This window comes from Streptomyces sp. NPDC005141, from assembly GCF_053599975.1.
Map to the genome: position 1 here is coordinate 67,134 of NZ_JBSFYW010000015.1, position 24,619 is coordinate 91,752.

Consider the following 24,619-nt stretch of genomic DNA (forward strand, 5'->3'; position numbering starts at 1 on the left):
CTGTTGCGCCGCAGGACCAGCATCGCTCACGATGCGTTCATGGGCACGACGGGGGAGCGCACGCAGGCCGTGCTGGTGGCGCGTACGGGGGTCGCGCCATGAGCGCGCGCCTGCGTGCGATCGCCCGGGAGACCGAGGAGATCGTGGCGGCGGGCGGCTATCGCGGGCCCGCCGGTGGCACGGTGTCCATCGCCGCGGCGGTCGAGGCCGCGCGGGCCGGTACGCGCCTGCACGGACCGGAACCGGTTCGGACACCGTCGGTGACCCCGGTCGGGACATCGTTCGAGGTCACGGGCGAGAGCAGTCTGGAAGCGGCCCACCGGCTGACCCGATCGGGCGGGGATCCGGTCGCCGTCCTGAACTTCTCCTCGGCGCGCAATCCCGGGGGCGGCTATCTGAACGGCGCCCAGGCCCAGGAGGAGGCCCTGTGCCGGGCCTCCGCGCTGTACACCTGCCTGCTGCGGGCCCGGGGGTTCTACGACCATCACCGCGCCCACCGTGACGCGTTCTACACGGACCGTGTCATCCACTCACCCGGTGTACCCGTCTTCCGTGACGACCGCGGCCGGCTCCTCGACGAGCCGTTTCCGGCAGGTTTCCTGACCGCGGCGGCCCCCAACGCGGGAGTCGTCCTGCGCACCGCTCCGGAGCGCGTGGCCGACCTGCCGGGCGCGCTCGCGCTCCGCGCCGAGCGCGTCCTGGAGACGGCCGCCGCCCACGGCTACCGCCGCCTGGTCCTCGGGGCCTGGGGCTGCGGAGTCTTCCAGAACGACCCGGCGCAGGTGGCGGGCGCCTTCCGGGGGCTCCTGGTCGAGGGTCGTTTCGCGGGGTCCTTCGACCAGGTGGTGTTCGGGATCCTGGACCGCACCCCGGGCCGGACGACACACCAGGCATTCGAGCAGGCGTTCGCATTCGAGCTCAAGGGAACGTGACGGGCCCTCCTCCGGCGGGTTACCCCCGGAGCCGCAGGAGCCGCGCCTGCCCGCCCGCCACCGGCGGGCCTGCGCACGCAGGCCACCACCGGCAGACCCGGGACCCAGGCCCTGCACCCGCCGACCTCGGCACCTGAAGGCCGTCACCGCCGCGCCCGGGGATCCACCGGCCCGGCACCCGCCCGACCTGCGGACCTGAAGGCGGTCACCGGTGCGCCGGGGGCCCGCAGGTCCGCACCGGCCGATCAGGCATCGCAGGCCGTCAGCGCCGCGCCCGGGGACCCATGGGTCCTGCACCCGTCGGCCTGCGCATCTGAAGGCGGTCACCGCCGCGCCGGGGGCCCGCAGGTCCGCACCGGCCGATCAGGTCCCCGCAGGCCGTCACCGCCGCGCTCAGGGACCCATGGGCCGGGCAGCCCCGGACGGGCCGCCCACCCGCCGGCTCCCGCCTCCTGGCGCTCAGCGCCAGCCGTACCGCTCCCGCAGCCGGTGCACGACGGAGTTGAACCGCATCCGGTCCAGCGCGCAGGCCTCCCGCCGCATCCCCTCCTCGTGCAGCCGCAGTACCCGGTCCACTCCCACCCACGAGTCCCGCCCGGTCCGGTCCCACGGCCCGCTCCCGATCGCCACCCACTCGCGGTCGCCGTCGTGCCGCTTGCTGGAGAGCTGGACGGCGAGCAGCGTGCCCGCGGCCTCCCGGGCCACGACCAGCACCGGGCGGTCCTTGCCCCGGCCGTCGTTCTCCTCGAACGGCACCCACGTCCAGACGATCTCGCCGGGATCGGGGTCTCCGTCGTGCGCGGGGGAGTACTCGGTCTTCACGGGGCCGACCTCGCGGGGCTCGGCCTCGGAGGTCGCGGAGGGGCCGTAGCGGCCGGGCACGTCTTCTTCGGTAGAGGCAGTCACGCGGGCCACGGTAGAGCCCTCGCGGGAGAAGACGCCGGGCGGGTCCGCGTCCGTACGGCATCGGGCGTACGGGAGTCGTGCTCCAACTCCCCTACGCCCGAGCCTCACCGCGTCGAGGCGCCGGTGCCCCTGCCCGTGTGCCTCAACGCGCCGTTCTCATCCCTCGCTCTCACCTCTCGCGTTCACGCGTCGTCCTCACCCCTCGCCCTCACCCCTCGTCCTTCTCGACGGGCACCTTCTCGGTGAGGGGCGGCACGAACCCGTTGGCCCCCGCCGCCGGGTTAGTGGCCTGGCTCCCCTCCGGGTTCATCGACGAGAGCAACTGGCGTGCCAGGCCCAGGCCGGTGCCGCCCATGGTGAGCGCCTTGGCGAACAGGTCCGACATGCCGTCGGCCCCGTTGAGCAGCACCATGTGATCCACGTTGCCGAACGCGCTCGCGCCCGCCTGGACGATCTCCGGCCAGTTCTCAGCGAGTTGCTGGGCGACCACCGCCTCCTGGTTCTCGGCGAGCGCGGCGGCCCGGGCCTTGATGGTCTCCGCCTCCGCGAGGCCCTGTGCCCGGGTCGCCTCGGCGGCGGCGAGACCCTTGGCCTGGGCCGCTGCCGCCTCGGCCTCACCGGTGGCCCTGGTGGCCAGCGCGGCGGCCGTACCCCGCGCCTTCATGGCCTCGGCCTCAGCGTTGGCGGCGGTCTTGACCCGGTTCGCCTCGGCCGCGGCGGCCAGCTCGGTCTCCTTGGCCTTGGCCTGTGCCGCCGAGATACGCGCGTCACGCTCGGCCTCGGCACGGGCGCGCGTCTCGTACGCCTGGGCGTCCGCGGGCTTGCGGACGTCCGCCTGGAGCTGCTGCTCACGGCGGAGGGCGTCGAGCTCGGCGATCCGGGTCTCCTGCACGACGACGTCCTGCCGGGCCGCGGCGTCGGCGAGCGGTCCGGCCTGCCGGGCCTTCGCCGCCGCCTTGTCGCGCTCGGCCTGGTAGCCGGCCTGGAGGATCTCGCTGTCCCGGGTCGCCTCCGACATCCGTGCCGCGGCCTTCTGTTCGGCCTCGGTGGCCAGACGGTTCGCCTCCGCCTGCGCGATGCGCGCGTCCCGCTGGACGGCGGCGGCGTGCGGCATCGCGAGGTTCTTGATGTACCCGGTCGGGTCCTCGATCTCGTGGATCTGCAGCGAGTCGACGATCAGGCCGAGCTTCTCCATCTCCGTGCCGCACGCGGCCCGCGTCTGGCCCGTCAGCTTCTCCCGGTCGCGGATCATGTCCTCGACGGTCAACCCGCCGACGATGGACCGCAGATGACCGGCGAACACGTTGTGCACCCGCTCGGCCATCATCTTCTGCTGGTCGAGGAACCGGCGGCCCGCGTTGGCGATCGACACGAAGTCGTCGCCCACCTTGAAGATGACCACGCCGCGCACCTTGAGCGGAATGCCCTGGGTGGTCACGCAGTCCACGTGCAGCTCGGTCTCATTGAGGTCGAGCGAGATCTTCCGCACCGCCTGCACACCCGGCATCACCAGCGTGCCGCGCCCCGTCACGATGCGAAATCCCATGCCTTCCTCGAGGCCCTCGGTCCGATGCTTCGAACCGGAGATGATGAGTGCTTCGTTGGGCTCCGCGACACGCCACATGAGCTTGAAGACCACAACGATGAAGATCAGTGCGAGGACAACCGTCCCCGCCACGACGCCGATGACCATCGGCATACGCCCCCTTTGCATGGTGCCCTGTCGGCACCGAACGAACGGGAGTGTGCTCCTTGCCGACACCCGGGTACAGAGCCCGGCGAATCCTTGTTGCGTTCTTGACGCATACGGCTCTCACCTGGGACGAAGTCAGCTCAACTGTCGTATGGAAGACGTGAGTTGCGGTGTGAGATCGCGGCCGTCCGCATGAGGAGCGGGCGCCGTCGGGCGGCCCCGCGCGGGCAGGCTCCGGCCGGGGCGCGGCCTGCGCCGTGCGGGCCGCGAGCGCCGCCGGTCCTCGTCCGGGCCCTGGTCAGGCGTCGTACGCGGCCGCGACGTACACCGTGCGCGGCGGCAGGTACTCCACCACCATCACCACGGTGCCCCGCTCGATGCGGTCCTGTGCGGCGGCCGGGTAGGCGAGGAAGTGCTCGGCGCCACCGCGCACCCGGACGATCACCTCGCCGACGAGCCCGGGTCCGACCGTGCCGGTGACCCGCCCCATCAAACCGACCATCGACGCATCGTCCATGGTCACAGGGTAAGGCTGGAACTCCCTTACGCGGCCGGAGAGTCCGCGACGGCCTCGTACGTCGGCCACTCTTCGTGCCAGCGCCGGTCCGCCTCCAACTGCGCGGCCAGCGACACGAGCAACGGCTCGCTGTCCGCCGGGCCGAGCAACTGCGCGCCGACCGGGAGCCCTTCGCCGACGAAGCCCGCGGGGACGTTCACGCCGGGCCAGCCGAGGATGTTCCACGGCCAGGCGTACGGACAGGCGGCGATCATGGCCCGGTCGGTGCCGAAGCCGCTCAGGCCGAGCATCTCGCCGATCCGTGGCGGGGGAGCGGCGGTCGTCGGCGCGAGCAGTACGTCGTAGGTGTCGAAGAGGGCGCCGATGCGCCGGTGCAGGGTGGCCTCGGCCCGGCGGGCCGCCCGCAGGGGCGCTCCGCCGAGCAGCCGGCCGAGGCGCGCGGCGTCGTGGGTGCGCCGGTCGAGGAGCTCGGGGAACGGTACGTCGCGCACGTGTTCCGCGAGGCCGGCCGTGGCGCGGGGGACGAACGTGAGCCCGATCTGCCCGTAGCGCGGGTCGGCCTCCTCCACGGTGTGCCCGAGCCCGGCGAGCCGCTCCGCCAGCGCGACGACCTTCGCCCGTACGGCGGGGTCGAGCCGGGCGGGCAGTGCGGTGAAGGGCGGTTTCAGCGACAGCGCGATGCGCAGCCGGCCCGGATCGCGGTCCACGGCGTCACGGACGCGCAGCGCGGCGGGCCGGTGCAGATCGCCGTCGTGGTTGCCGCTCGCCGCGTCCAGCAGCAGGGCCGCGTCCGCGACCGTACGGGCGAGCGTGCCGTTGACCGTGATGCCCTGGAAGGATTCCGCGCGCGGCCAGGTCGAGATCCGGCCGCGCTGCGGCTTGATGCCGATCAAGTGGGTCCAGGCGGCCGGTATGCGCACGGAGCCCGCGCCGTCCGAGCCCAGCGCGGCGGGGACCAGACCCGCGGCCACGGCGGCCGCGGAGCCTCCCGACGAGCCGCCCGGGGTGTGCCCGTGGTGCCAGGGATTGCGGGTCGCGCCGAAGGCCGGGCCCTCGGTGAAGGGCCATTGGCCCAGCTCGCAGGTGTTGGTCTTGCCGATCACCACGGCACCGGCCGCGCGCAGCCGGCGTACCGCCTCGCCGTCCTCGGCCACCGGCGGGAAGTCGCCCGGGCAGCCGAACGCGGTCGGCTCGCCCGCCACGTCCATGTCGTCCTTGACCGCCAGCGGCACCCCCAGCAGCGGCAGCCGTCGGCCCGCCGCCAGCTCCTTGTCCGCCGCGTCGGCCTCGGCGAGGGCGGCCTCGGCGCGCACCAGCCGGAAGGCGTTCACCGTGGGCCGGGCGGCCTCGATCCGGGCGAGGGCCCGCTCGACGAGCCGACGCGAGGTCACCTCGCCGTCGGCCAGGGCACGCACGCTCTCTGTCAGGCCTGCGGCACGGTCGGGAGCCATCCGGGTCACCTCCGAAGCAGTTGTCTACCGAACGGTAACCTTTGTGCGGGGCCACCGGTACAGGATGCGCAACTTGCTTTGTGGAAGCGGTAGTTCCGTGTGGCGGGGAGCCGCCCGGGTGCCCCCGGCACGAAGCGGCGTCGCGGGCTTCTGCAAGGATGCGGTACGTCATGGTGCAGATACCGAAGCAGTCCGCCCAGCAGTCGCCCGTACAACGCCCCGTGCCGACAAGTGCCGACGTGGCGCACCTCGCGGGTGTCTCGCGCGCGACCGTCTCGTACGTCCTGAACAACACCAGCGCCGTCCGCATCAGCGATCCCACCAGGCGCCGGGTCCGCGAGGCCGCCGAGGAACTCGGGTACGTCCCGCACGCCGCGGCCCGCAGTCTGCGCGCCGGGCACAGCCGCATGGTCCTGATGCCCGCTCCGACCGTGCCCGTGGGCCCCCTCTACAGCCAGTTCTTCTCCGAGCTCCAGGGGGCGCTCGGCCGGCTCGACTACACCGTCGTGCAGTACGGCAGCGTCGGCCTGCGCGGCGACGAGGCAGCCCGCGCCTGGGCCGAGCTGCGGCCCGTCGCCGTCCTCGTGCCGGGCAGCGGGCTCGGCCCGCAGGGCGTGGCGGTCCTCAAGCGGGCCGGCGCCCGCGCCGTGGTCACGCTGGGCCCCGAACGGGTCGAGGGCGCCCACGCGCTGCTCATGGACCACGACCGGGTCGGCCACTGCGCGGGTGTCCATCTGCTGTCCGTGGGCCGCCGCCGCATCGGCGTGGTGATGCCCGAGGAGAAGGGCCTGGAGATCTTCTCCAAGCCCCGCCTCGACGGCGTACGACGGGCCCTGCACGGCACGGAAGCGACGGTGACCGAGCTTTCCCTGGCGTACGAGGAGGAAGCCGCCGCCCGGCTCGCGGCGCGCTGGCGTTCCCTCGGCCTCGACGCCGTCTTCGCGTACAACGACGAGTACGCGATGCTCCTCATGCGCGCCCTTCAGGACGAGGGCGTCGCCGTCCCGGACGAGACCGCCGTCGTCGGCGCCGACGACCTCATGCTCGGCCGGCTGCTCCGGCCCCGGCTGAGCACCGTCCACATCGAGCTGCCCTCCGGCCGGGACCTCGCCGAACTGGTCGACCGCGCCGTCCGTGAGCCGGGCGCCGAGCCGGAGACGCACGAGGTACTGGGCGCACGCGTCGTGCACCGCGCGTCGAGCTGAGAGAGGCTGGGCCTGTTCGCCCGGCCCGACCGCGGCCGGGACTGGTCCCCCGCCGGAGCTCCGCCCCGGCGGCATCGGACACCGGAGGCGCGTCATGCGGACCACGGTCGGCATCATCGGCGGCGGCCCGGCAGGGCTGCTGCTGGCCCGGCTGCTGCACCGGACGGGGATCGACTGCGTCGTCCTGGAGTGCAGGACGCGCGCGTACGTGGAGCGCCGCCAGCGGGCCGGCATGCTGGAGCAGGGCACGGTCGACGCGCTGCGCGCGTGCGGAGCGGGCGGGCGGCTGGACGCCGAGGGCCTGGTCCACCACGGCATCGAGCTGCGCTTCGACCGCGAGCGCCACCACGTCGACTTCCCCCTGCTCACGGGCGGGCGCACCGTCACGATCTACGCCCAGACGGAGATCGTGAAGGATCTCGTCGCCCTCCAACTCCAGGGCGGACCACCGCTGTTGTTCGAGGCGGAGGCGCTCGCCGTGGAGAAGCCGGAGAGCGACTCACCCGTCGTGCGGTTCGTGCGCGAGGGACGCGAGCGGACGCTCAGCTGCGACTACGTGGTGGGCTGCGACGGCTCCCACGGCATCGCGCGCGCCGCGTTCCCGGCCGGGACGGGCCGCTCGTATGCGCACGACTATCCGTACTCCTGGCTCGGGATCCTCGCCGATGTGGCGCCCTCCTGCGAGGAGTTGATCTACGCGCGGGGTGCCACCGGATTCGCCCTGCACAGCATGCGTTCCCCATCGGTCTCCCGGCTCTACCTCCAGGTCCCGAACGGCACCGATGCCGCCGACTGGCCCGACGAACGAGTCTGGGACGAACTGGCCGCGCGTTTCGCCGTCGACGGGGACTGGTGGCTGGAGCGCGGCCCGGTCACGGCCAAGTCGGTCACCCCGATGCGCAGTTGGGTCCACGAACCCATGCGCCACGGGCGGCTGTTCCTCGCCGGGGACGCCGCCCACATCGTGCCGCCGACCGGTGCCAAGGGGCTCAACCTCGCGGTGTCCGACGTGCGGCTCCTGGCGCGCGGGTTCGCCGAGCTGCTGCACACCGGATCGGGCGAACTCCTGGACCGCTACTCGGAGCTGGCTCTCGAGCGCGTGTGGCAGGCGACGCGCTTCTCGTACGACATGACTAGGATGTTGCACGCTCAACCAGATGGAGACGCCTTCGAAACCCGGATGCAGCTCGCGCGGCTGCGCCGGATCACGGCGTCCCGCCCCGCCGCCGCCGAACTGGCCGCGAACTACACGGGACTTCCGCTCGCCCTGTGAGTTCGCCGGGTCCCGGAGACAGGGAGCCGGAAGCCTCGAAAGCCCCCGAAGAGACCGAAGCCCCGAGCCGTAGGGGACCGCCGAGTCCCGCTGGTGATCAGTGAACGATCGGAGAGCCGACATGCCGCTGCTCGACCCCACGACCTGGCAGTCCCGCCCGCTCTCGGGCGGGGAGTACGCCGTCACCGAGCCCGCCACCGGTGAGGGCCTCGGCACCGTCGCGCTCGCCGCCGCCGAGGACATCGCGACGGCGGCGCGAACCGCCCGCGCCGCCCAGGCCGAGTGGGCCGGGACCCCGCACTTCGTGCGCGCCGCCGTGCTGCGCAGGGCGGGGGACCTCTTCGCGACGCACGCCGACGAACTGCGCGACTGGATCGTGCGGGAGTCCGGCTCCATCCCGGGCAAGGCGGACTTCGAGCTGCACGTCGCCGCCCAGGAGTGCTACGAGGCGGCCGCCCTCGCCTCGCGCCCGACGGGCCAGGTCCTGCCCTCGGAGGCACCGCGCCTGTCGTACACGCGCCGCGTCCCGGTCGGGGTCGTGGGCGTGATCGCGCCCTTCAACGCGCCGCTGATCCTCTCGATCCGCTCGGTCGCCCCGGCGCTCGCGCTCGGCAACGGCGTCGTTCTGAAGCCGGACCCGCGCACCGCCGTGTGCGGCGGCCTCGCGCTCGCCGCCGTCTTCGCCGAGGCGGGACTTCCGGACGGGCTGTTGCAAGTCCTGCCCGGCGGCCCCGAGGCCGGCCGCGCGCTGGTCGCGGACCCTCTGGTCCCGGTCATCTCCTTCACCGGCTCGACCGCCGCCGGACGCGCGGTCGGTGAGGCGGCGGGCCGTCATCTCAAGCGCGCACACCTGGAGTTGGGCGGGAACTCCGCCCTGGTGGTCCTCGCGGACGCCGATCTCGACGCGGTCATCTCCACCGCGGCCTGGGGCTCGTTCTTCCACCAGGGCCAGATCTGCATGACGACCGGCCGCCACCTCGTCCACGCCTCGCTCTACGAGGAGTACGTCGAGCGGCTCGCCGCCAAGGCCGACTCGCTGGCCGTCGGCGACCCCCACCGCGAACAGGTGCACCTCGGACCCATCATCGACGACGCCCAACTCGCGAAGATCCATGGGCTGGTGGAGTCCAGCACGGCGCACGGCGCGAAGCTGGCGGCGGGCGGGACGCACGACCGGCTCTTCTACCGGCCCACGGTGCTCGCCGGAGTCGACGAGGCGACCCCGGCATACGCCGAGGAGGTCTTCGGCCCGGTCGCGCCGGTCCGTTCCTTCGGCAGCCTCGACGAGGCGGCGGCCCTCGCGTCCGCGGGACCGTACGGCCTGTCGCTGGGCATCGTCACCCGTGACACCGCGCGCGGCCTCGACCTGGCCGAGCGCATCCCGACCGGAATCGTCCACATCAACGACCAGACCGTCAACGACGAGGCCGTCGCGCCCTTCGGCGGTACCGCCGCCTCCGGCACCGGCGCCCGCTTCGGCGGCGAGGCCAATCTGGAGGCCTTCACCGACGTGCGGTGGACGACGGTGCGCGGGGACGTGGCGGGGTACCCCTTCTAGGCGTACCCCGCGCGGGGGATCAGGCTTTCGGAGGCCCGGGCCTCCGCTTGCGAGGCGCTCAGGTCCCAAGGGCCCGCGTCCAGGGGATCGGGCGGACCCGTGGGCTCGGGCGCACCCGTGCCCGGGTCTACTCGGCGGCCTTGGCCTGCTGGGCCGCGACCGACTTGCGGACCTCGTCCATGTCCAGCTTCCGGGCCTGCCCGATGACGTCGTCCAGGGCGGCCGCGGGCAGTGCCCCGGGCTGGGCGAAGATCGCGACCTGGTCGCGGACGATCATCAGGGTCGGAATCGACTGGATGTCGAAGGCGGCGGCCAGCTCCGGCTGAGCCTCCGTGTCGACCTTGGCGAAGACCAGGTCGGGGTTGGCCTCGGCGGCCTTCTCGTAGACCGGGGCGAACTGACGGCACGGCCCGCACCAGGACGCCCAGAAGTCGATCAGGACGAACTCGTTGTCCGTGACCGTCTGGTCGAAGTTCTCCTTGGTGAGCTCCACGGTGCTGCTCATTCGATTTCCCTCTTCCTCACGTGCGGGTCATGCCGGTTTCCACAACGCCACCCACCGGGGGCGTATTCCGCGCCCGTACCCGTGTGGCCACGGCGCACACCAGCAACCAGACTGGCCCCATGACGGAAACGGAATCCATCGCCTACGACGTCGTGGTGCTCGGTGCCGGGCCCGTGGGGGAGAACGTCGCCGATCGCGCCCGCGCCGCCGGCCTCTCCACCGCGGTCGTGGAGAGCGAACTGGTCGGCGGCGAGTGCTCGTACTGGGCGTGCATGCCCAGCAAGGCCCTCCTTCGCCCGGCCATCGCCCGCGCCGACGCCCGACGCGTACCCGGCCTCGCCCAAGCCGTGCAAGGCCCCCTCGACGCCCCAGCGGTGCTCGCCCACCGCGACTACTTCACCTCCGACTGGAAGGACGACGGCCAGATCGGCTGGCTGGACGGCATCGGAGCCGTCCTCCACCGCGGCCACGGCCGACTCTCCGGATCACGCACCGTGACGGTCGACGGGCCCGACGGCGAGCGCCAGGTGCTGACCGCCCGGCACGCGGTCGCCGTCTGCACCGGCACGCGCGCCCAGCTCCCCGATCTGCCGGGGCTCGCACAGGTCAAGCCCTGGACGAGCCGCGAGGCCACCAGCGCGCACAAGGTGCCCGGGCGGCTGATCGTGGTGGGCGGCGGTGTGGTCGCCGCCGAGATGGCCACGGCCTGGCAGGCCCTCGGCTCCCAGGTCACCCTCCTGGTCCGCGGCAAGGGCCTGCTGCCCCGTATGGAGCCCTTCGCCGGGGAGCTGGTCGCCGAGGCCCTGGCCGAGGCGGGCGCGGACGTGCGCACCGGCACCTCGGTGACCGCGGTCTCCCGCGAGGGCTCGACCGTGGTCGCCCTCACGGACACCGGTGACCGCATCGAGGCCGACGAGATCCTCTTCGCCACCGGCCGCGCCCCGCGCACCGAGGACATCGGCCTCGAAACCGTCGGCCTGGCAGCGGGCTCGTGGCTCGATGTCGACGACAGCCTCAGGGTCGTCGGGAGCGAGTGGCTGTACGCGGTCGGCGACGTCAACCACCGCGCCCTGCTCACTCATCAGGGCAAGTACCAGGCCCGGATCGCGGGTGCCGCCATCGCCGCCCGCGCCGCTGGGGTGCCGTTGCTGGAGACGGACCCCTGGGGCGCGCACTCCGCGACCGCCGACCATGCGGCCGTCCCGCAGTGCGTCTTCACCGACCCGGAGGCGGCGGCCGTGGGCCTCTCCCTCGCGGAGGCGGAGCGGGCCGGTCACCGGGTCCGGGCCGCGGACGTCGACATGGCCTCGGTGGCCGGCGCCGGCCTGTACGCGGACGGCTACCGTGGCAAGGCCCGCATGGTCGTCGACCTCGACCGTCAGATCGTCCTCGGTCTCACCCTGGTCGGCCCCGGCGTCGGCGAACTGATCCACTCCGCGACCGTCGCCGTCGTCGGACAGGTGCCGATCGACCGCCTGTGGCACGCCGTCCCGTCCTATCCGACGGTCAGTGAGGTGTGGCTGAGGCTGCTCGAGGCGTACCGGGACGCGTGACCCGGGAGCGGCACACCGGGCCACGGAGCGCCCGAGCGGGGGCGAAGCGCCGGGTGACCGGGAGCGGCCCACCGGGGGCGCCATGCGCCCCCGGGCGGCACTCCCGGCACTCCATGCACTCCGGGCACCGCGGCGCGTGCCGCCAGGAGTGCATGCCGTGGACCCGGCTGTCAGACCGGTGACACCAGCTCCCGGTACTCCTCGCTCCACAGATCCTCGTCCGCGTCCGGGAGCAGCAGCACCCGGGTCCGGGCGCAGCGCGTCGACCGCTTCCTCGTCGTGGGTGACCATGACGATCGCGCCCGTACAGGTGCCCACCGCGGCCAGGACCTCGGCGCGGGAGACCGGGTCGAGGTTGTTGGTGGGCTCGTCCAGAAGGAGCACGTTCGCGCCGGAGTGGACGAGACCCGCCAGGGCGAGCCTGGTCTTCTCGCCCCCGGAGAGGATTCCGACCCGCTTGTCGGCGTCGTCGCCCGTGAACAGGAACGAGCCGAGCACCCGCCGCACCTCGCCGTCGGTGAGATGCGGCGCGGCGGCGGCCAGATGGTCGCGGACCGTGCCGGCCGGATCCAGAGTGTCGTGCTCCTGCGCGAAGTAGCCGAGGCGCAGCCCGTGACCGCGCACCACCCGCCCGCTGTCCGGGCTGTCGTGACCGGCGAGCAGGCGCAGCAGGGTGGTCTTGCCCGAGCCGTTCGGCCCGAGGATCACCAGGCGGCTGCCCCGGTCGACGGCGAGGTCGACGCCGCCGAGGACGCGCAGATCGCCGTACGACTTGGTCAGGGAGACCGCGCCCAGCGGCATCCGTCCGCACGGCGCGGGTTCGGGCAGCCGGATCCGGGCCACCTTCTCCGTCTGCCGGACCGGTTCCAGCCCGGCGAGCAGGCGGTCGGCACGGCGGGCCATGTTCTTCGCCGCCACGGCCGTCGACACGTACGCGCGCATCTTGTCGGCCTGCGCGCGCAGTGCCGCCGCTTTGCGTTCGGCGTTCGCCCGTTCCCGGATCCGCCGGCGCTCATCGGCGTCGCGCTGGGCGAGGTAGGCCGCCCAGCCGGTGTTGTGGACGTCGAGCGTCGCGCGGTGCGGGTCCAGATGGAAGACGCGGTTGACCACGTCGGCCAGCAGGGAGGTGTCGTGGCTGATGAGGACGAGCCCCGACCGATGACCGGTCAGAAACCCGCGCAGCCAGGCGATCGAGTCGACGTCGAGATGGTTCGTCGGCTCGTCGAGGAGCAGCGTGCCGCCGTCCGCGAACAGGATGCGGGCCAGTTGAAGCCGTAAAGGAACAACCCGTTGCTTTCATAGGATGAGTTCGTTGCTCTGGTATGAGGTTGACTGGCGACGTTCTGGATCAGCTCGCGCTGCGGTTCCGGGTCGTGTTGCCGCATCTGAACGAGCGTCAGCGGCGTCTGATGCTGGCGCAGGAAGCGCGGCTGCTCGGACACGGTGGAGTACGGACCGTGGCGCGGGTGGCCGGGGTGAGCGAGACGACAGTCCGCAACGGTGTGTTCGAGTTGGAGGCCGGTGAGGATCCGCTGCCGGACGGCTGCGTCCGGCGTCCCGGGGGCGGCCGCAAGCCCACCGAGGAACAAGATCCCTCTCTGGTCCCGGCGTTGCTGAAGCTGGTGGAGCCGGACGAACGAGGCGATCCGATGTCGCCGCTGCGCTGGACTACCAAGTCGCTGCGCAACCTCGCAGAGGAGCTGACCAGGCAAGGGCACCCGGTGTCCGCTCCGACTGTCGGCCGGCTGCTGAAGGGGCAGGGCTTCAGTCCGCAGGCCAGCACCAAGACGCTGGAGGGAAAGCAACACCCCGATCGAGACGCACAGTTCCGCTACATCAACGAACAGGTCAAGAAGCATCAGGCGGCCGGCCAACCAGTGATCAGCATTGATGCCAAGAAGAAAGAGCAGTTGGGCCAGCTGCCGAACCCCGGGCGGCAGTGGCGCCCCGCAGGCGATCCGGTGCAGGTGGAAGACCACAGCTTCTACTTCATCGGCCCCGAGGTCGACGTGGCGATACCCTTCGGCATCTACGATCTGGCCAACGACAGCGGCTGGGTGAACGTCGGCACCGATCACGACACCTCTGTGTTCGCCGTCGAGTCGATCCGCCGCTGGTGGCGGGCCCGTGGCCGGGCGGACTACCCGGATGCCGACAGGTTGTTGATCACTGTGGACTGCGGAGGATCCAACAGCTACCGCTACAGGCTCTGGAAGGCTGAACTGGCCGCGTTCGCCGCCCAGATGGGTCTCACGGTGACTGTCTGCCACTTTCCGCCGGGCACACAATGCCGTTGCTTGACTCAGTGAACTATCGCTGGTTGCAGGGTGATGACCTTGGGTGTGACGTGCCGTGTCGGCTGCCGGTCTCGAGTGTTGATCCGATAGGAGAGCTTCGAGGAGTACTTCGAGTCCGGCCGCTTGAGGTGTCGGTCCGCCTCACGCAGACGTCTGACGCCGTTGTCGAGCTTTCGGTGCACCTTCGCCGCCAGCACTGCCAGGAACTTCTTGATCTTCTTCGGTGTGTCCGCGCACTGCCGGACCACACTGCGCCGCGTGTGCTTGAGGACCTTGACGAACGAGATCCGGTCGGGATCGATACCGTTGTCGTCGGCCAGACGCATGATGACTCGTGTGAGGCAGTGGTGCACGACCAGGTGCGCCCAGACCTCCTGCCGCACCAGCTCCGGGTCCGCTGAGCGCAGGACCTCGGCCGGCCCGCGCTGGACGGTCTTGATCTGCCGGAACGCCGACTCCGCCTCCCACCTGGCGTGGTAGAGCCGGGCCAGCTCCGCCGCCGGATACGCGGTCTGGTCCAGCAGATCGGTCAGCAGCCTGACCACCTCGCCGCCGTCAACGCGGTACTCGATCACCCGCACGGTCACTCCGCCCGGATGCGAGGCCCGTTGGCCGGCCAGGCTCATCCTCGCCGTATAGGTCCCGTCGGGCAGATACTCGACCGGCCGGTGCGCCACCGGTGACCGGGCCCGGATCAGCAGGTGCGCTCCGGCCCCGAGATAGGCCTTCCACAACTCGACCCCGGGGAAGCCCCGGTCCATGATGACGAGCATTCTGCTCGCGGAGGGCGCCAGATCGATCGCCAACTCCCTTTCACCGCCGTTGAATCCACCCACGGCCGCGTCGATCTGGGCGTGCGTGCCGCACTCGGTCAGCGTCACCACCCTCACCTGAGGGAACCCAGCCGGCCAGTCGTTCTTTGTCGGCCCGCCGAACGCGGCCCGGTTCGCCTTCGTGTCCGGCGCATCCAGCACGAACCCGTCGACCGCGGCCAGCCGCATCCCACGGTAGAAGGAGCCCTCCGGGTCGATCGGCGCCAGAGGGCCGCCCAGCTCACGGAACAGGGACTCCAAAACCTGTGGCCCCAGACGTCTGCGCGCCCGCGTGAACGACGACTTGTTCGGGATGCTGGCACTCAACTCCGGGATGTTGCCGACCAGTTGCTCGGCGACATCGTCATAGGAATCCTGCTGGAACAGCGCCAGGGCCAAGGTGAAGTAGACCATGAACCCCGCTGGCAGCGCGCCGGGCTTCTTGTCCCGGACCCCGCAGTCCTCCAGCACCTCGGCGACCAGCTCCGGCGTCACCCACCGAGTCACCACACCCAGCCGCACGTGATCAGACAACCCCACCCAAGGATGCATGCCCCGCCCAACGACTACGCCGCTCCGGCGTCACGAACTGCTTGACGACCTCAAGCAACGGCATTGGCCGGGCACATCGAAATGGAACAAGATTGAGCACCGGCTGTTCTCCCACATCACCATGAACTGGCGTGGCAGGCCTCTGGCCAGCCACGAAGTCGTGGTCAACAGCATCGCCGCGACCCGCACCCGCACCGGCCTGCGTGTTCACGCCGAACTGGACACCGATGCCTACCCGGTGGGCATTTCCGTCAGCCGCGACCACCTACGCTCGCTGCCGATCACGCCCCATGACCAGCACGGATCCTGGAACTACACGATCGCCGCCACCGGTGCTGGCGGCGGCAGCCAGGTCAGCGCCAATGATCGCGACCGCACCAGGGCGCAGGTTCTGGCGATGCTCGCCGATCCGCGTCTGAGCGGCATGACCGCGTTCGGAACTGGACACGCTGCGCGACCAGTTAGCCCCCGCGCAAGCCGCCCAGGCGGAACAACGCAAGTTCCAGCAGCGCGGCGGCCGGCGCCTGCAGGCCACCGGAGCACACGGCAGACCCCTGCTCTCGAACGCCGACCGCATCCTCATCACCGTGATCTACTTGCGCCGCGTTTGTTCCCAGAAGGTCTTGGTAGATCTGCTGGCCATCAACGCGGTCACCATCGGCAAGGTCATCGGCGAGACCCGCACGCTCATGGACGCGCAGAAGCACACCGTCACGCAGACCGCGCACTACTTCTCCTCCGCCCGCGAACTGCGCGACTGGGCGGAGGGCGGCGCGACCACCAGCCGCATGGAACTCTCCCAGGCTCTGTCCCACCCCGCTCTCACCGGCATGCCCCGATCAGACTTCCAGGCGTTGATCGACAGGATCGCCGTGCCCTACCAGGCCACCCTCGAAGAACGCCGACATCGCCAGCGCGGCGGTGACCGGCGCGCAGGAACCCGCGGTGGCCTTTTCCGCCAAAAGATCACCGACGCCGACCGGATCCTGGCAACAGTTCTTTCCCGACGAGGTCTATGCGACCAGCAGGCTCTGGCCGATGTGTTCGGCGTCAGTCGCGGCACCATCCGCAACGCCATTGAGGACGTTCGGCCTCTCCTCGATCAGGACCAATATGTCGTGACACCCGCCGAACGACGCTTCGCCACGGCCGCCGACGTACTCAAGTTCGTCGCGGCAGGAGGTGAAACACCACATTGATTCCTTACGGCTTCGTTCGACCCTGCGGCGCTGCCCGCCGGACAGGGTCCCGATCGGCTGGTCCATCACCCGGGCCGGCAGCCCGAGGCCCGCGGCGACCCGTGCCGCCTCGGCCTCGGCCGCGTACCCGCCGCGCGACTGGAACTCCGCCTCGGCGCGCACATAGGTGTTCATCGCGCGCTCGGATCCGTCGGCCAGAGCGGTCTCGGCCGCCCGGAGCGCCCGTACGGCACGGTCGAGGCCCCGGGCCGACAGGATCCGGTCGGTGACCGTGGCCGCGGGGTCGGCCGCGCGAGGGTCCTGGGGCAGGTAACTGACCGGCCCGGTACGGGAGACGGACCCGGTGGCGGGCCGATCCTGCCCCGCGAGGGTGCTCAGGAGGGTGGTCTTGCCCGCGCCGTTGCGGCCGACGAGGCCGATGCGGTCGCCGGGGGAGACATGGAAGGAGAGGTCGGACAACAGCAGACGGGCGCCCACGCGCACGTCGACACCGCGAACGGTGATCATGGGAAAACGCTCCAGGAATCTATCGGCAGAAGGACACACGGGTGGCGTGGAAGCGGGTCCTTGAGCTAAGAGATTCGAGGCGTGGACATGTCTTCAACGTAGCGAGGCGGACGCCGGAGCGCCTCCGAATTAGCGGCCGGGTGGCCGATGAGTGCCTGCCGGGAGGCGATGCCGCTACACCACCGGTGGCCCGACGGCCGGTGGCGTCCGCTCGCCGGGCAGGGTGACATCCGCCCGGCGCGTCAGTCCGGCAGGGTGAAGCCCAGGGCCTCGGCCGCGTGTTCCGGTGTCGGCTGGGCCCACAGTTCCGCCGTCGCCCGGTTCGAGGACAAGGAGCGCAGCTCCGCGCGGTCGAGGTAGAGCGTGCCGTCCAGGTGGTCCGTCTCGTGCTGGACGATGCGCGCGGGCCAGCCGCTGAACACCTCGTCGACCGGTCGCCCGTGCTCGTCCAGCGCGGTCAGCCGCACTTCGGTGTGCCGGGCCACCACGGCCTGCCAGCCCGGAACGCTCAGGCAGCCCTCGAAGAACGCCACACGGCCCGGACCGATCCCTTCGTACGACGGATTGACCAGGACCCGGAAGGGCTGCGGCACCCGCTCGCGAGCGCGGCGCACCTCCTCCGACACCGGCGCCGGGTCCTCGATGACGGCGAGCCGCAGTGGCACCCCGACCTGCGGCGCGGCGAGACCGACCCCCGGCGCCGCGTGCATGGTGGCGCGCAGGGCGGCCACGAACCGGGCCAGCAGGCCAGGGTCCAGCTGACCGTCGAACGGCTCGGTGCGCCGGCGCAGCACGGGGTCGCCGGCCGCGACGATCGGCAACGGACCCTCGTGGCCGAGGAGTTCCTCGACCAGGTCGCTCAGGGAGGTGCGGGAGTCGCTGGGGTCACGTTCGGATGCCATCGCGCCAGGATGCCAAGCCGGATCGAGCGGATCGAGGCGGCGCCGGGCGAGTCCCGCGACTTCCGTATGTGACGCAGGCCACATGGAGGCGCGGGAACTCGTCGCCTTCGCGCCCCGACTACTGGACCGCCACCGGCGAAGGGAGCCCAACTCCCCGGCCCACGGCTCCTTTCCGTCCCCCGCACAACCGGAGTACACCGCCGATGTCCACCGCTCCCGCTCCGACGACGGACGCGTCCCCGCAGTCCGCCGCCCCCGCGCCGGCCCGAAGTATCGGGTCCGCCCTGCGCCCGCTGATCCTGCGTCTGCACTTCTACGCGGGCGTGCTCGTCGCCCCGTTCCTGCTGGTGGCCGCCACGACGGGCCTGCTGTACGCCGCGTCCTTCCAGGCCGAGAAGATCCTGTACACGCACGAACTGACCGTTCCCGCCGGTGACCACAAGCTGCCGCTGTCCGAGCAGGTCGCGGCGGCCCGCAAGGCCCACCCCGAGGGCACGGTCTCGGCCGTCCGCCCCTCCCCGGAGGCGGACACCACGACGCGGGTCCTGCTCTCCGGCGTCCCGGGTGTCGACCCCGACCACAGCCTCGCGGTGTTCGTCGACCCGTACACCGCGAAGGTGCGCGGCTCGCTGGAGCAGTACGGCTCGACAGGCGCGCTGCCGCTGCGCACCTGGCTCGACGGGCTGCACGGCAATCTCCATCTGGGCGAGACCGGCCGCCTGTACAGCGAACTCGCCGCGAGCTGGCTGTGGGTGATCGCGGGTGGCGGCCTCGCGCTGTGGTACGGCCGACGCAGGGCGCAGCGCAAGGTGCGGGGGACCAGCGGCCGCCGCCGCACCCTCGGACTGCACGGCACGGTCGGCGTCTGGGCGGCCGTCGGATTCATCTTCCTCTCCGCGACGGGCCTGACCTGGTCGACGTACGCCGGAGCCAACATCGACACCCTGCGGACCTCGCTCCACCAGGCCACCCCCTCGATCTCGGCGGCGACCAGCGGCGACCACGGGGGCCACAACGGTTCGGGCACGGGTGCCGGAAAGGACGCCGCCACTCCGGAGGAACTCGACACGATCCTCGCGGCCGCCCGTGCCGAGGGACTGGGCGACCCCGTCGAGGTCGTCCCACCCGCCGACGCCTCCTCGGCGTACGTGGTGAAGCAGATCCAGCGCAGCTGGCCCGAGAAGCAGGACGCGGTGGCCGTGGACCCGGCGAGCGGCAAGGTCGTCGACGAACTCCGCTTCGCCGATTACCCGTTGCTCGCCAAGCTGACCCGCTGGGGCATCGACGCCCACACCGGGACGCTCTTCGGCCTGGTCAACCAGATCGCCCTGATGGCGCTCGCGCTGTCGCTGATCCTGCTCATCGTGTGGGGCTACCGCATGTGGTGGCTGCGCGGCCGGGCCTCCGCGTTCGGCCGGCCGATCCCGCGCGGCGCCTGGCAGCACGTGCCGCCGCAGATCCTGGTCCCGGCGCTCGCGACCGTCGCCGTCCTCGGCTACTTCGTACCCCTGCTCGGCATCCCGCTCGCCGTGTTCATCGCCGTCGACGTGCTCCTCGGCGAGATCGCCCACCGGAAGGGCAGGCGCACCCGCGACGGCCGGGTAGCGTGATCCGACACGCGACAGCCGGAGGGAGAGGGACATGGCGCACCGCAACCGCGAGGACCGGCCGCCCCGCCACCGGCGCCGCGGGCAGGGCGAGTTGGAGGTCCAGGTGCTCGCCGCCCTGCGTGGGAGCGATGTCCCGGTGACCGCCGCCTGGGTGCAGGAACGCCTCGGCGGCGACCTCGCCTACACCACCGTGGTCACGATCCTGACCCGGCTGCTCGCGAAGGACGCGGTGGCCCGCGAACGGCAGGGACGGTCCTTCGTCTGGACGCCCACCGCCGACGTCGCGGGCCTCGCCGCGCTCAAGATGCGCCGGCTCCTCGACGGCGAACACGACCGCGAGGCCGTGCTCGCCAGCTTCGTCACCGCGCTGTCGCCGGACGACGAACAGGTGCTGCGCGCGCTGCTGGAGGCGGCGCCGACGGCTGAGGTGGCGCGGGCGAACGGCGGTGCGGGAGTGCCGCACGGGGCGGCCGGCGGTACGGGGGGTACGGAAGACTGACGCCTCGTGACTCCTCCACCCCGTGAACGGGGTGGCTTCTCGCTAAGCGGGTTGTGCTTCGCGACGGACCAGCCCGGCCCGTAGGACGTTGCATGCGCCCACTGTGTCAGCGTGTGCGGTGTGGCCGCAGGCGACGCAGTGGAACTTCTCCTGTGTGGGCCGGTTCTCCTTGGCGGTGTGCCCGCATTGGGGGCAGGTGCGTGAAGTGTTGCGGGGGTCCACGGCGATCACTTCCCGTCCGGCGCTTTCAGCCTTGGCGTGCAGGATCGTCAGGAACACCCCCCATCCGGCATCGTTGATCGACTTGTTGAGCCCAGCCTTCGCGGCGGCTCCGTTCGGCAGGAAGCTGCCCGGCCGGTCGGGGTCGGGTTTCGGCGCGGGAGCCCTGCTCATGTTGCGGATCTTGAGGTCTTCGTGCGCGATGAAGTCGTGTGTGCGGACCAGGTCGAGCGCGGTCTTGTGCGCGTGGTCGAGCCGCTGGCGGCGGACCCTGCTGTGGAGCTGGGCGACCTTCTCCACGGCGCGCTGGTGGTTGGCGGTGCGGTCCTTGGCCTTGCGGCGCGGGAACCGGGACAGGGCCTGCTGTGCGGCTTGCAGCTTGGCGGCTGCACGGCGGCCGTGTCGCGGGTTGGGCACGAAGGCGCCGCCCGAGTCGGCGAGGAAGTTCGCAATGCCCAGGTCGATCCCGACCACACTGCCGGTCCCGGGCAGCGGCTCCGGCTGGTCCTGGTCGGCAGTGAGCACAACGAACCACTTGCGGCCTTCACGCTTCACAGACACCGTCTTGACCCTGCCGGCCACGACACGGTGCTGGTTGACCTTGACGTGCCCGACGCCCTGGAAGCGGACGCGGGTGACCGGGTCATGAGGGGTGGAGTCCCAGCGACAGCCGTCCCCATCCTTGGGAAACTCCACCGTATCGAACCAGTTCACCCCACGGAATCGCGGGTACCCCGGGGTGTCACCGGACTTGACGCGGCGGGAAAACGCCTGCATCGCCTTGTCCAGGCGGCGCAGGGTGGCCTGCTGCGAGCTGAACGACCAGCGGCCCTGACGCGCCGGGTCGAACACCCGGATCTCCTTGAGCTGCGCGGACTGCATCCCGTAGCTGACGGTGGTCTTTGAGGGATGACGGTAGGCGTCGCGCCGTTCTTGCAGGGCTCCGTTGTAGAGGGAGCAGTGATCCCGCAGCATTTCGCGAAGGGCCTGGTCCTGACGGACGGTGGGCCGCATGAGGAACTTGTACGCCCGGATCATTGAGCCCACCCCCTCGGTTCGACTCGGCGTCAAATCTATCCTTGGTTCATATCACCGCGCTGCGAATCAAAAACCCGATGTACGGCGTGGCCATCACGTCGTCTACAACCTGCACGCACACTTGGTCTTTGATATCAAGCATCGACGGACCGTTTTCAACGACGAAATGCGGACGTGCTGCGAAGAGATCATGTGGAAGGTCTGCGAGGACTTCGAGACCGACCTGATCGAGTTCACCGTCATGGCTCTTTGCAGCACGCTCAGCCTCGCCCTCCTGATGGTGGTCGGAACCGCCCGACTACCGGGCAATCCACTGCCGGACGCCTGGTCGGACGCCGAGGTTCGCGCGGCCCTGCCCCAGGACGACGTGAAGTTGCTGAACAGCTTTCTCGGCCTGGCAGGAGTTGTCAGCCTACGGACCGCGTAGCCAGTGAGGCTGACGCGACTACCCGCCTGCGATGAGCAGGCGATATCCGTTGTCCATGGTTCGCTGAGCCAGCAGGTCGGCGTGGCAGCGCTGCCAGGTGCCGGATTCGAGGTCGGCGCGGAGCCGGGCGAATGCCGGCTTTACGACGGATGGCGGCAGCTGAGCAAAGGTGGAGCTGGCCTGGCGGATGACCGGGTCGAGGTAGCACTCCGGTCGGCGCCAGCAGGCGCACTGGAAGCCGTCGGTGAAGTCGTGCGGGATGGGAAAGGGCGTCACAGTGTGGGCGTCGCGCGCGTCGGCGACCTCGGTCACAGGCGTGAAGCGGGCGTGGTTCAGCTCGCGGATCTCCGGCAGGTGCTCCTCAAGCAGCCACAACTCCGGCCGGTAGTGGGATCCCAGGTGAAGACGACCTGCCTGCCGGCGACGCGGCGTAGTTGGCCGAGTCCGCGGTGCAGGTCGGGCCAGTGGTGGACGGTCGTGGTGGCCATGGCCGCGTCGAAGCAGCCGTCCGCGAATGGCAGCGCCTCGCTCCGGCCTTCACCTTCTTCGTCCCAGGGTGTTCGTCGAGCATGACCTGCGAGGGGTCGACTGCGGTCACCACGTTGCCTTCCGGCTCGTAGGAGCCGGTACCGGCACCCACATTGGCAACGGTGCGGGCGCTTCCCAGTGCCTGGCCGATCAAGGCGTGCAATCGGGGATCGGGATGTCGGATGTCGCTGTATCCAATGCCGATGCGGTCGTAGGTCGCCGACGGGCGGTCGGCAGCGGCGGGTCCATGGGGTCAAGCCCAGCAGATCGAAGGGGCAGCGGCGTAATTGCCGCATGAGCAAGCCTTGACCGCGATCACGGCGGAGCGGTGGGCGGACGAGGAGGCTGCGCGGGCGGTCGGTAGCCGCAGGGTGGTGGCGCGGGCGATCGGGAAGGCCGCGCTGCTGTCCCGTGGCGGCCCCGTGCCCGCGCTCGCCGGGTTCGCGGCCGTGGGCCCGGTGCCGCGCCGGGTCGCGGCCCTGCTGGCACGGCGGTGGGGCCGGCGGCCTGGTGCGCTGCCGCCGGGACGCTCGTCTCCGCGATGTCCTCGGCCAACTCGGCGGTGACCATGTTCCTGATCCTGCACGCGGCGACGCCGTTCTAGATCCCCCTCCGCGGTGGATCCGCTCACCCTGACCGATCCAATGCCTGATCGACCGTCCTTTCCCGGCCGCCGCGCGGCCGGACACGCGCGAAGGGCCGGTCACGGACGTGACCGGCCCTTCGCGACGGAGGCCTGGCAACGCAGGCCTTTGCCGAGCCCGAGCCCGAGCCCGAGCCCGAGATCGGGATCGCGGATCGCGGATCGCGGATCCGGATCTCGGATCAAGCCTGTTCGAAGTCGCCCGCGAGCGCGGACGCGATCCGCAGGTGCGACGCCGCCTCGTCGTTCCGTCCCAGGCGCTGCAGCGTGCGTCCGAGCATCAGCCGGGCGTAGTGCTCGACCGGGTCGAGCTCCACGAGGGCGCGCAACTCGGTTTCGGCGCGCCGCAGTTGGGCCGAGTGGTAGTAGGAGCGCGCCAGCAGCAGCCGGGGTCCGGTCTGCTGCGGCGTCTCCTCGACCAGTCCGCCCAGCACCCGCGCCGCCGCGGCGTAGTCCTTGGCCTCGAAGAACAGCTGCGCCCGCTCCCAGCGCTCCGCGGCCGTCCCGTGGTCGTAGTACGTCATTTCCACCACTGACCTCCTTCGACGAGCCACAACCGCACTGGTTGGTTGAATATTCCACTACCGTCAGGGGTGTGGCGGCGGGATGGCTACGCCTCGGCCAGTTCCGCGTCGGCCCGCTCGGTGACGAGGGTCAGCACGCGTCCGGCGGCCGCCAGGTCCTCGGCCGGAATCCCGGCGTACAGCCGGGCCGCGATCTCGTTGCCGGCGGTGCGGATCGACTCGAACAGTTCCCGGCCGCCGTCCGTGAGGGACACCTGCTCGGTCGTGGGCTCCTCCAGCAGTTTCAGCGCCGTCATCGCGTCGACGGTCCGCCGGGCAGCGGGCTCCTCGATCTTCAGCGCGCCGGTGAGCCGGGCCACGAGCCGGTCGCGCTCGACGGTTCCGCCGTTGTCGGAGACGGCCCGCAGGGCCACGGACTGCTCGAAGGTGGTGCCGCTGCGGGCCAGCACCCGCTCCAGGGCGGCGCGGCTCGCGTAGTGGGCGAGGCCGATGACCTGGCCGTTGACGGGGGGAGGGGAGGTGGTCATGGCTGCTCCTTGGATGAAACCTCGTCGGGATGCGGCTCGGCTCCGGTGTGCGGATCGAGCGGTACGTCGAGCAGGGTGGCCAGTTCGCGGCTGAACGCCTGGGTGCGTTCGCCGCCGAGGCCGCCCAGTGGTTCGAGAAGCTGTTCCAGCAGGCCCTGGACCACGGTGATCGCGCGGCGGGTGATCGCGCGCCCGTCCTCGGTGAGGGACAGTCGCACCGCCCGGGGGTCCGCCGGGTCCCGGACGCGATCGATGATGCGGGCCGCTTCCAGAGAGCGGGCCAGCTTCGACACGTAGAGCGGTTCGAGTCCCGTGTGGTCGGCGAGTTCCCGCTGGCTGGGGCGCAGGCCGTCCCGGTGCATGCCGTACAGCGACGCCACCAGCGAGTACTGCGCGTGGGTCAGGCCCAGGGGGGCCACCGCCCGGTCGACCGCGACACGCCATTTCATGGACAGTCGCCAGACGAGGAAACCGGGCGTCGCGTTCTCGGATACCGACTTCGCTGAACTCATACGAGAAACCGTACATGGCTATTATGTCCATGGCTACTATTTCCTGGGTGCCGCCTCGAACTCTCTGCCGAACAGTCCGTCAACAGCCTCTCGATCGTTCGCTCAAACGGTCCCTCGAACGGACCGTCGACAGTCCGCCGGCGGTCCGTCCCATGGCGTACGGGCCTGTGGTCCGGGTCCTCGGTCACCGTGCCGGTTCTGAGCCAAGTGCCCCTCAATGGGCGGATCGA

The 24,619-nt window shown here is 71.2% G+C and carries 22 protein-coding genes and 5 pseudogenes; 11 read left to right on the plus strand and 16 right to left on the minus strand.

Annotation, left to right across the window (positions count from 1 at the left end; translation table 11 throughout):
- Window positions 1–98 precede the first annotated feature (98 nt).
- Window positions 99–932: a TIGR02452 family protein gene (locus ACWD68_RS14655; protein WP_451806788.1), complete on the plus strand. Its 834-nt coding sequence runs from the start codon at window positions 99–101 to the stop codon at window positions 930–932.
- Window positions 933–1,391: 459 nt separating this feature from the next.
- On the opposite strand, the gene ACWD68_RS14660 is transcribed toward ACWD68_RS14655, so the two are convergent.
- The 4 genes from ACWD68_RS14660 to ACWD68_RS14675 form a co-directional block, all read right to left on the minus strand.
- Window positions 1,392–1,838, minus strand: coding sequence for a type II toxin-antitoxin system PemK/MazF family toxin (locus ACWD68_RS14660; protein ID WP_451806789.1), 447 nt, complete (start codon window positions 1,836–1,838; stop codon window positions 1,392–1,394).
- A gap of 208 nt (window positions 1,839–2,046) precedes the next feature.
- The gene (locus ACWD68_RS14665; protein WP_451806790.1) at window positions 2,047–3,537 is read right to left on the minus strand and encodes a flotillin family protein; all 1,491 of its coding nucleotides are present in this window, start codon (window positions 3,535–3,537) and stop codon (window positions 2,047–2,049) included.
- 292 nt (window positions 3,538–3,829) lie between these two features.
- Window positions 3,830–4,054 carry a hypothetical protein gene (locus tag ACWD68_RS14670; protein ID WP_451806791.1) on the minus strand — a complete coding sequence of 75 codons (225 nt, stop codon included), beginning with the start codon at window positions 4,052–4,054 and terminating at the stop codon, window positions 3,830–3,832.
- Between the two features lie 20 nt (window positions 4,055–4,074).
- Complete coding sequence (locus ACWD68_RS14675) at window positions 4,075–5,499, minus strand: amidase (RefSeq protein ID WP_451806792.1); 1,425 nt, start codon at window positions 5,497–5,499, stop codon at window positions 4,075–4,077.
- Between the two features lie 170 nt (window positions 5,500–5,669).
- Here ACWD68_RS14675 and ACWD68_RS14680 point away from each other — a divergent pair, with 170 nt between their 5' ends.
- From ACWD68_RS14680 to ACWD68_RS14690, 3 genes are all read left to right on the plus strand, one after another.
- Window positions 5,670–6,704: a LacI family DNA-binding transcriptional regulator gene (locus ACWD68_RS14680; protein ID WP_451806793.1), complete on the plus strand. Its 1,035-nt coding sequence runs from the start codon at window positions 5,670–5,672 to the stop codon at window positions 6,702–6,704.
- A 94-nt stretch (window positions 6,705–6,798) separates the two neighbouring features.
- On the plus strand, window positions 6,799–7,977 hold the full coding sequence (locus ACWD68_RS14685; RefSeq protein ID WP_451806794.1) for a 4-hydroxybenzoate 3-monooxygenase: 1,179 nt from the start codon (window positions 6,799–6,801) through the stop codon (window positions 7,975–7,977).
- Window positions 7,978–8,098: 121 nt separating this feature from the next.
- Entirely contained in the window at window positions 8,099–9,535 is a 1,437-nt protein-coding gene (locus tag ACWD68_RS14690) for an aldehyde dehydrogenase family protein (RefSeq protein ID WP_451806795.1), read from the plus strand.
- A gap of 127 nt (window positions 9,536–9,662) precedes the next feature.
- Here the strand turns inward: ACWD68_RS14690 and trxA are convergent, their stop codons facing one another.
- Window positions 9,663–10,040 (minus strand): thioredoxin, encoded by a 378-nt coding sequence (trxA, locus tag ACWD68_RS14695; RefSeq protein ID WP_266764259.1) that lies wholly within the window; start codon window positions 10,038–10,040, stop codon window positions 9,663–9,665.
- A 119-nt stretch (window positions 10,041–10,159) separates the two neighbouring features.
- Here trxA and ACWD68_RS14700 point away from each other — a divergent pair, with 119 nt between their 5' ends.
- Complete coding sequence (locus tag ACWD68_RS14700) at window positions 10,160–11,593, plus strand: dihydrolipoyl dehydrogenase family protein (RefSeq protein ID WP_451806796.1); 1,434 nt, start codon at window positions 10,160–10,162, stop codon at window positions 11,591–11,593.
- Between the two features lie 170 nt (window positions 11,594–11,763).
- Here ACWD68_RS14700 and ACWD68_RS14705 read toward each other — a convergent pair.
- Window positions 11,764–12,868: pseudogene (locus ACWD68_RS14705) on the minus strand (ABC-F family ATP-binding cassette domain-containing protein); the annotation flags it as partial.
- A gap of 47 nt (window positions 12,869–12,915) precedes the next feature.
- On the opposite strand from ACWD68_RS14705, the pseudogene ACWD68_RS14710 reads away from it, so the two are divergent.
- Window positions 12,916–13,878 (plus strand): annotated as a pseudogene (locus tag ACWD68_RS14710) (ISAzo13 family transposase); the annotation flags it as partial.
- A 17-nt stretch (window positions 13,879–13,895) separates the two neighbouring features.
- On the opposite strand, the gene ACWD68_RS14715 reads toward ACWD68_RS14710, so the two are convergent.
- Window positions 13,896–15,254, minus strand: coding sequence for an IS4 family transposase (locus ACWD68_RS14715; protein WP_451806797.1), 1,359 nt, complete (start codon window positions 15,252–15,254; stop codon window positions 13,896–13,898).
- Between the two features lie 67 nt (window positions 15,255–15,321).
- Between ACWD68_RS14715 and ACWD68_RS14720 the strand changes: the two are divergent.
- Window positions 15,322–15,576: pseudogene (locus ACWD68_RS14720) on the plus strand (ISAzo13-like element transposase-related protein); the annotation flags it as partial.
- Window positions 15,577–15,715: 139 nt separating this feature from the next.
- Here ACWD68_RS14720 and ACWD68_RS14725 read toward each other — a convergent pair.
- From ACWD68_RS14725 to ACWD68_RS14735, 3 genes and pseudogenes are all read right to left on the minus strand, one after another.
- Entirely contained in the window at window positions 15,716–15,982 is a 267-nt protein-coding gene (locus tag ACWD68_RS14725; protein WP_451806861.1) for a hypothetical protein, read from the minus strand.
- A 477-nt stretch (window positions 15,983–16,459) separates the two neighbouring features.
- A pseudogene (locus ACWD68_RS14730) lies at window positions 16,460–16,960 on the minus strand (ATP-binding cassette domain-containing protein); the annotation flags it as partial.
- A gap of 242 nt (window positions 16,961–17,202) precedes the next feature.
- A complete protein-coding gene (locus tag ACWD68_RS14735; RefSeq protein WP_451806798.1) occupies window positions 17,203–17,862 on the minus strand; it encodes a peptide deformylase in 660 nt (219 codons plus the stop codon).
- 203 nt (window positions 17,863–18,065) lie between these two features.
- Here ACWD68_RS14735 and ACWD68_RS14740 point away from each other — a divergent pair, with 203 nt between their 5' ends.
- Both ACWD68_RS14740 and ACWD68_RS14745 read left to right on the plus strand, forming a co-directional pair.
- Window positions 18,066–19,472 (plus strand): PepSY-associated TM helix domain-containing protein, encoded by a 1,407-nt coding sequence (locus ACWD68_RS14740; protein WP_451806799.1) that lies wholly within the window; start codon window positions 18,066–18,068, stop codon window positions 19,470–19,472.
- 31 nt (window positions 19,473–19,503) lie between these two features.
- On the plus strand, window positions 19,504–19,971 hold the full coding sequence (locus ACWD68_RS14745) for a BlaI/MecI/CopY family transcriptional regulator (protein ID WP_451806800.1): 468 nt from the start codon (window positions 19,504–19,506) through the stop codon (window positions 19,969–19,971).
- A 42-nt stretch (window positions 19,972–20,013) separates the two neighbouring features.
- Here ACWD68_RS14745 and ACWD68_RS14750 read toward each other — a convergent pair whose 3' ends face one another.
- Entirely contained in the window at window positions 20,014–21,228 is a 1,215-nt protein-coding gene (locus tag ACWD68_RS14750) for an RNA-guided endonuclease InsQ/TnpB family protein (RefSeq protein WP_451806801.1), read from the minus strand.
- Here ACWD68_RS14750 and ACWD68_RS14755 point away from each other — a divergent pair.
- The gene (locus ACWD68_RS14755) at window positions 21,203–21,655 is read left to right on the plus strand and encodes a transposase (protein ID WP_451806802.1); all 453 of its coding nucleotides are present in this window, start codon (window positions 21,203–21,205) and stop codon (window positions 21,653–21,655) included. The genes ACWD68_RS14750 and ACWD68_RS14755 overlap by 26 nt on opposite strands.
- Before the next feature lie 18 nt (window positions 21,656–21,673).
- Here ACWD68_RS14755 and ACWD68_RS14760 read toward each other — a convergent pair whose 3' ends face one another.
- Both ACWD68_RS14760 and ACWD68_RS14765 read right to left on the minus strand, forming a co-directional pair.
- Window positions 21,674–22,030 carry a hypothetical protein gene (locus ACWD68_RS14760; protein WP_451806803.1) on the minus strand — a complete coding sequence of 119 codons (357 nt, stop codon included), beginning with the start codon at window positions 22,028–22,030 and terminating at the stop codon, window positions 21,674–21,676.
- Window positions 21,988–22,479 (minus strand): class I SAM-dependent methyltransferase, encoded by a 492-nt coding sequence (locus ACWD68_RS14765; RefSeq protein WP_451806804.1) that lies wholly within the window; start codon window positions 22,477–22,479, stop codon window positions 21,988–21,990. The genes ACWD68_RS14760 and ACWD68_RS14765 overlap by 43 nt, the downstream gene beginning before the upstream one ends.
- Before the next feature lie 21 nt (window positions 22,480–22,500).
- Between ACWD68_RS14765 and ACWD68_RS14770 the strand changes: the two are divergent.
- Window positions 22,501–22,787, plus strand: a pseudogene (locus ACWD68_RS14770) (M56 family peptidase); the annotation flags it as partial.
- A gap of 221 nt (window positions 22,788–23,008) precedes the next feature.
- Here the strand turns inward: ACWD68_RS14770 and ACWD68_RS14775 are convergent.
- The 3 genes from ACWD68_RS14775 to ACWD68_RS14785 all read right to left on the minus strand — a co-directional run bounded on the left by ACWD68_RS14775 (window position 23,009) and on the right by ACWD68_RS14785 (window position 24,389).
- A complete protein-coding gene (locus tag ACWD68_RS14775; RefSeq protein ID WP_451806860.1) occupies window positions 23,009–23,356 on the minus strand; it encodes a tetratricopeptide repeat protein in 348 nt (115 codons plus the stop codon).
- A gap of 80 nt (window positions 23,357–23,436) precedes the next feature.
- Window positions 23,437–23,877, minus strand: a complete 441-nt coding sequence (locus tag ACWD68_RS14780; RefSeq protein ID WP_451806805.1) for a MarR family winged helix-turn-helix transcriptional regulator — start codon at window positions 23,875–23,877, stop codon at window positions 23,437–23,439.
- Window positions 23,874–24,389 carry a MarR family winged helix-turn-helix transcriptional regulator gene (locus ACWD68_RS14785; RefSeq protein WP_451806806.1) on the minus strand — a complete coding sequence of 172 codons (516 nt, stop codon included), beginning with the start codon at window positions 24,387–24,389 and terminating at the stop codon, window positions 23,874–23,876. Before ACWD68_RS14785 ends, ACWD68_RS14780 begins: the two co-directional genes overlap by 4 nt.
- Between the last annotated feature and the right edge of the window lie 230 nt (window positions 24,390–24,619).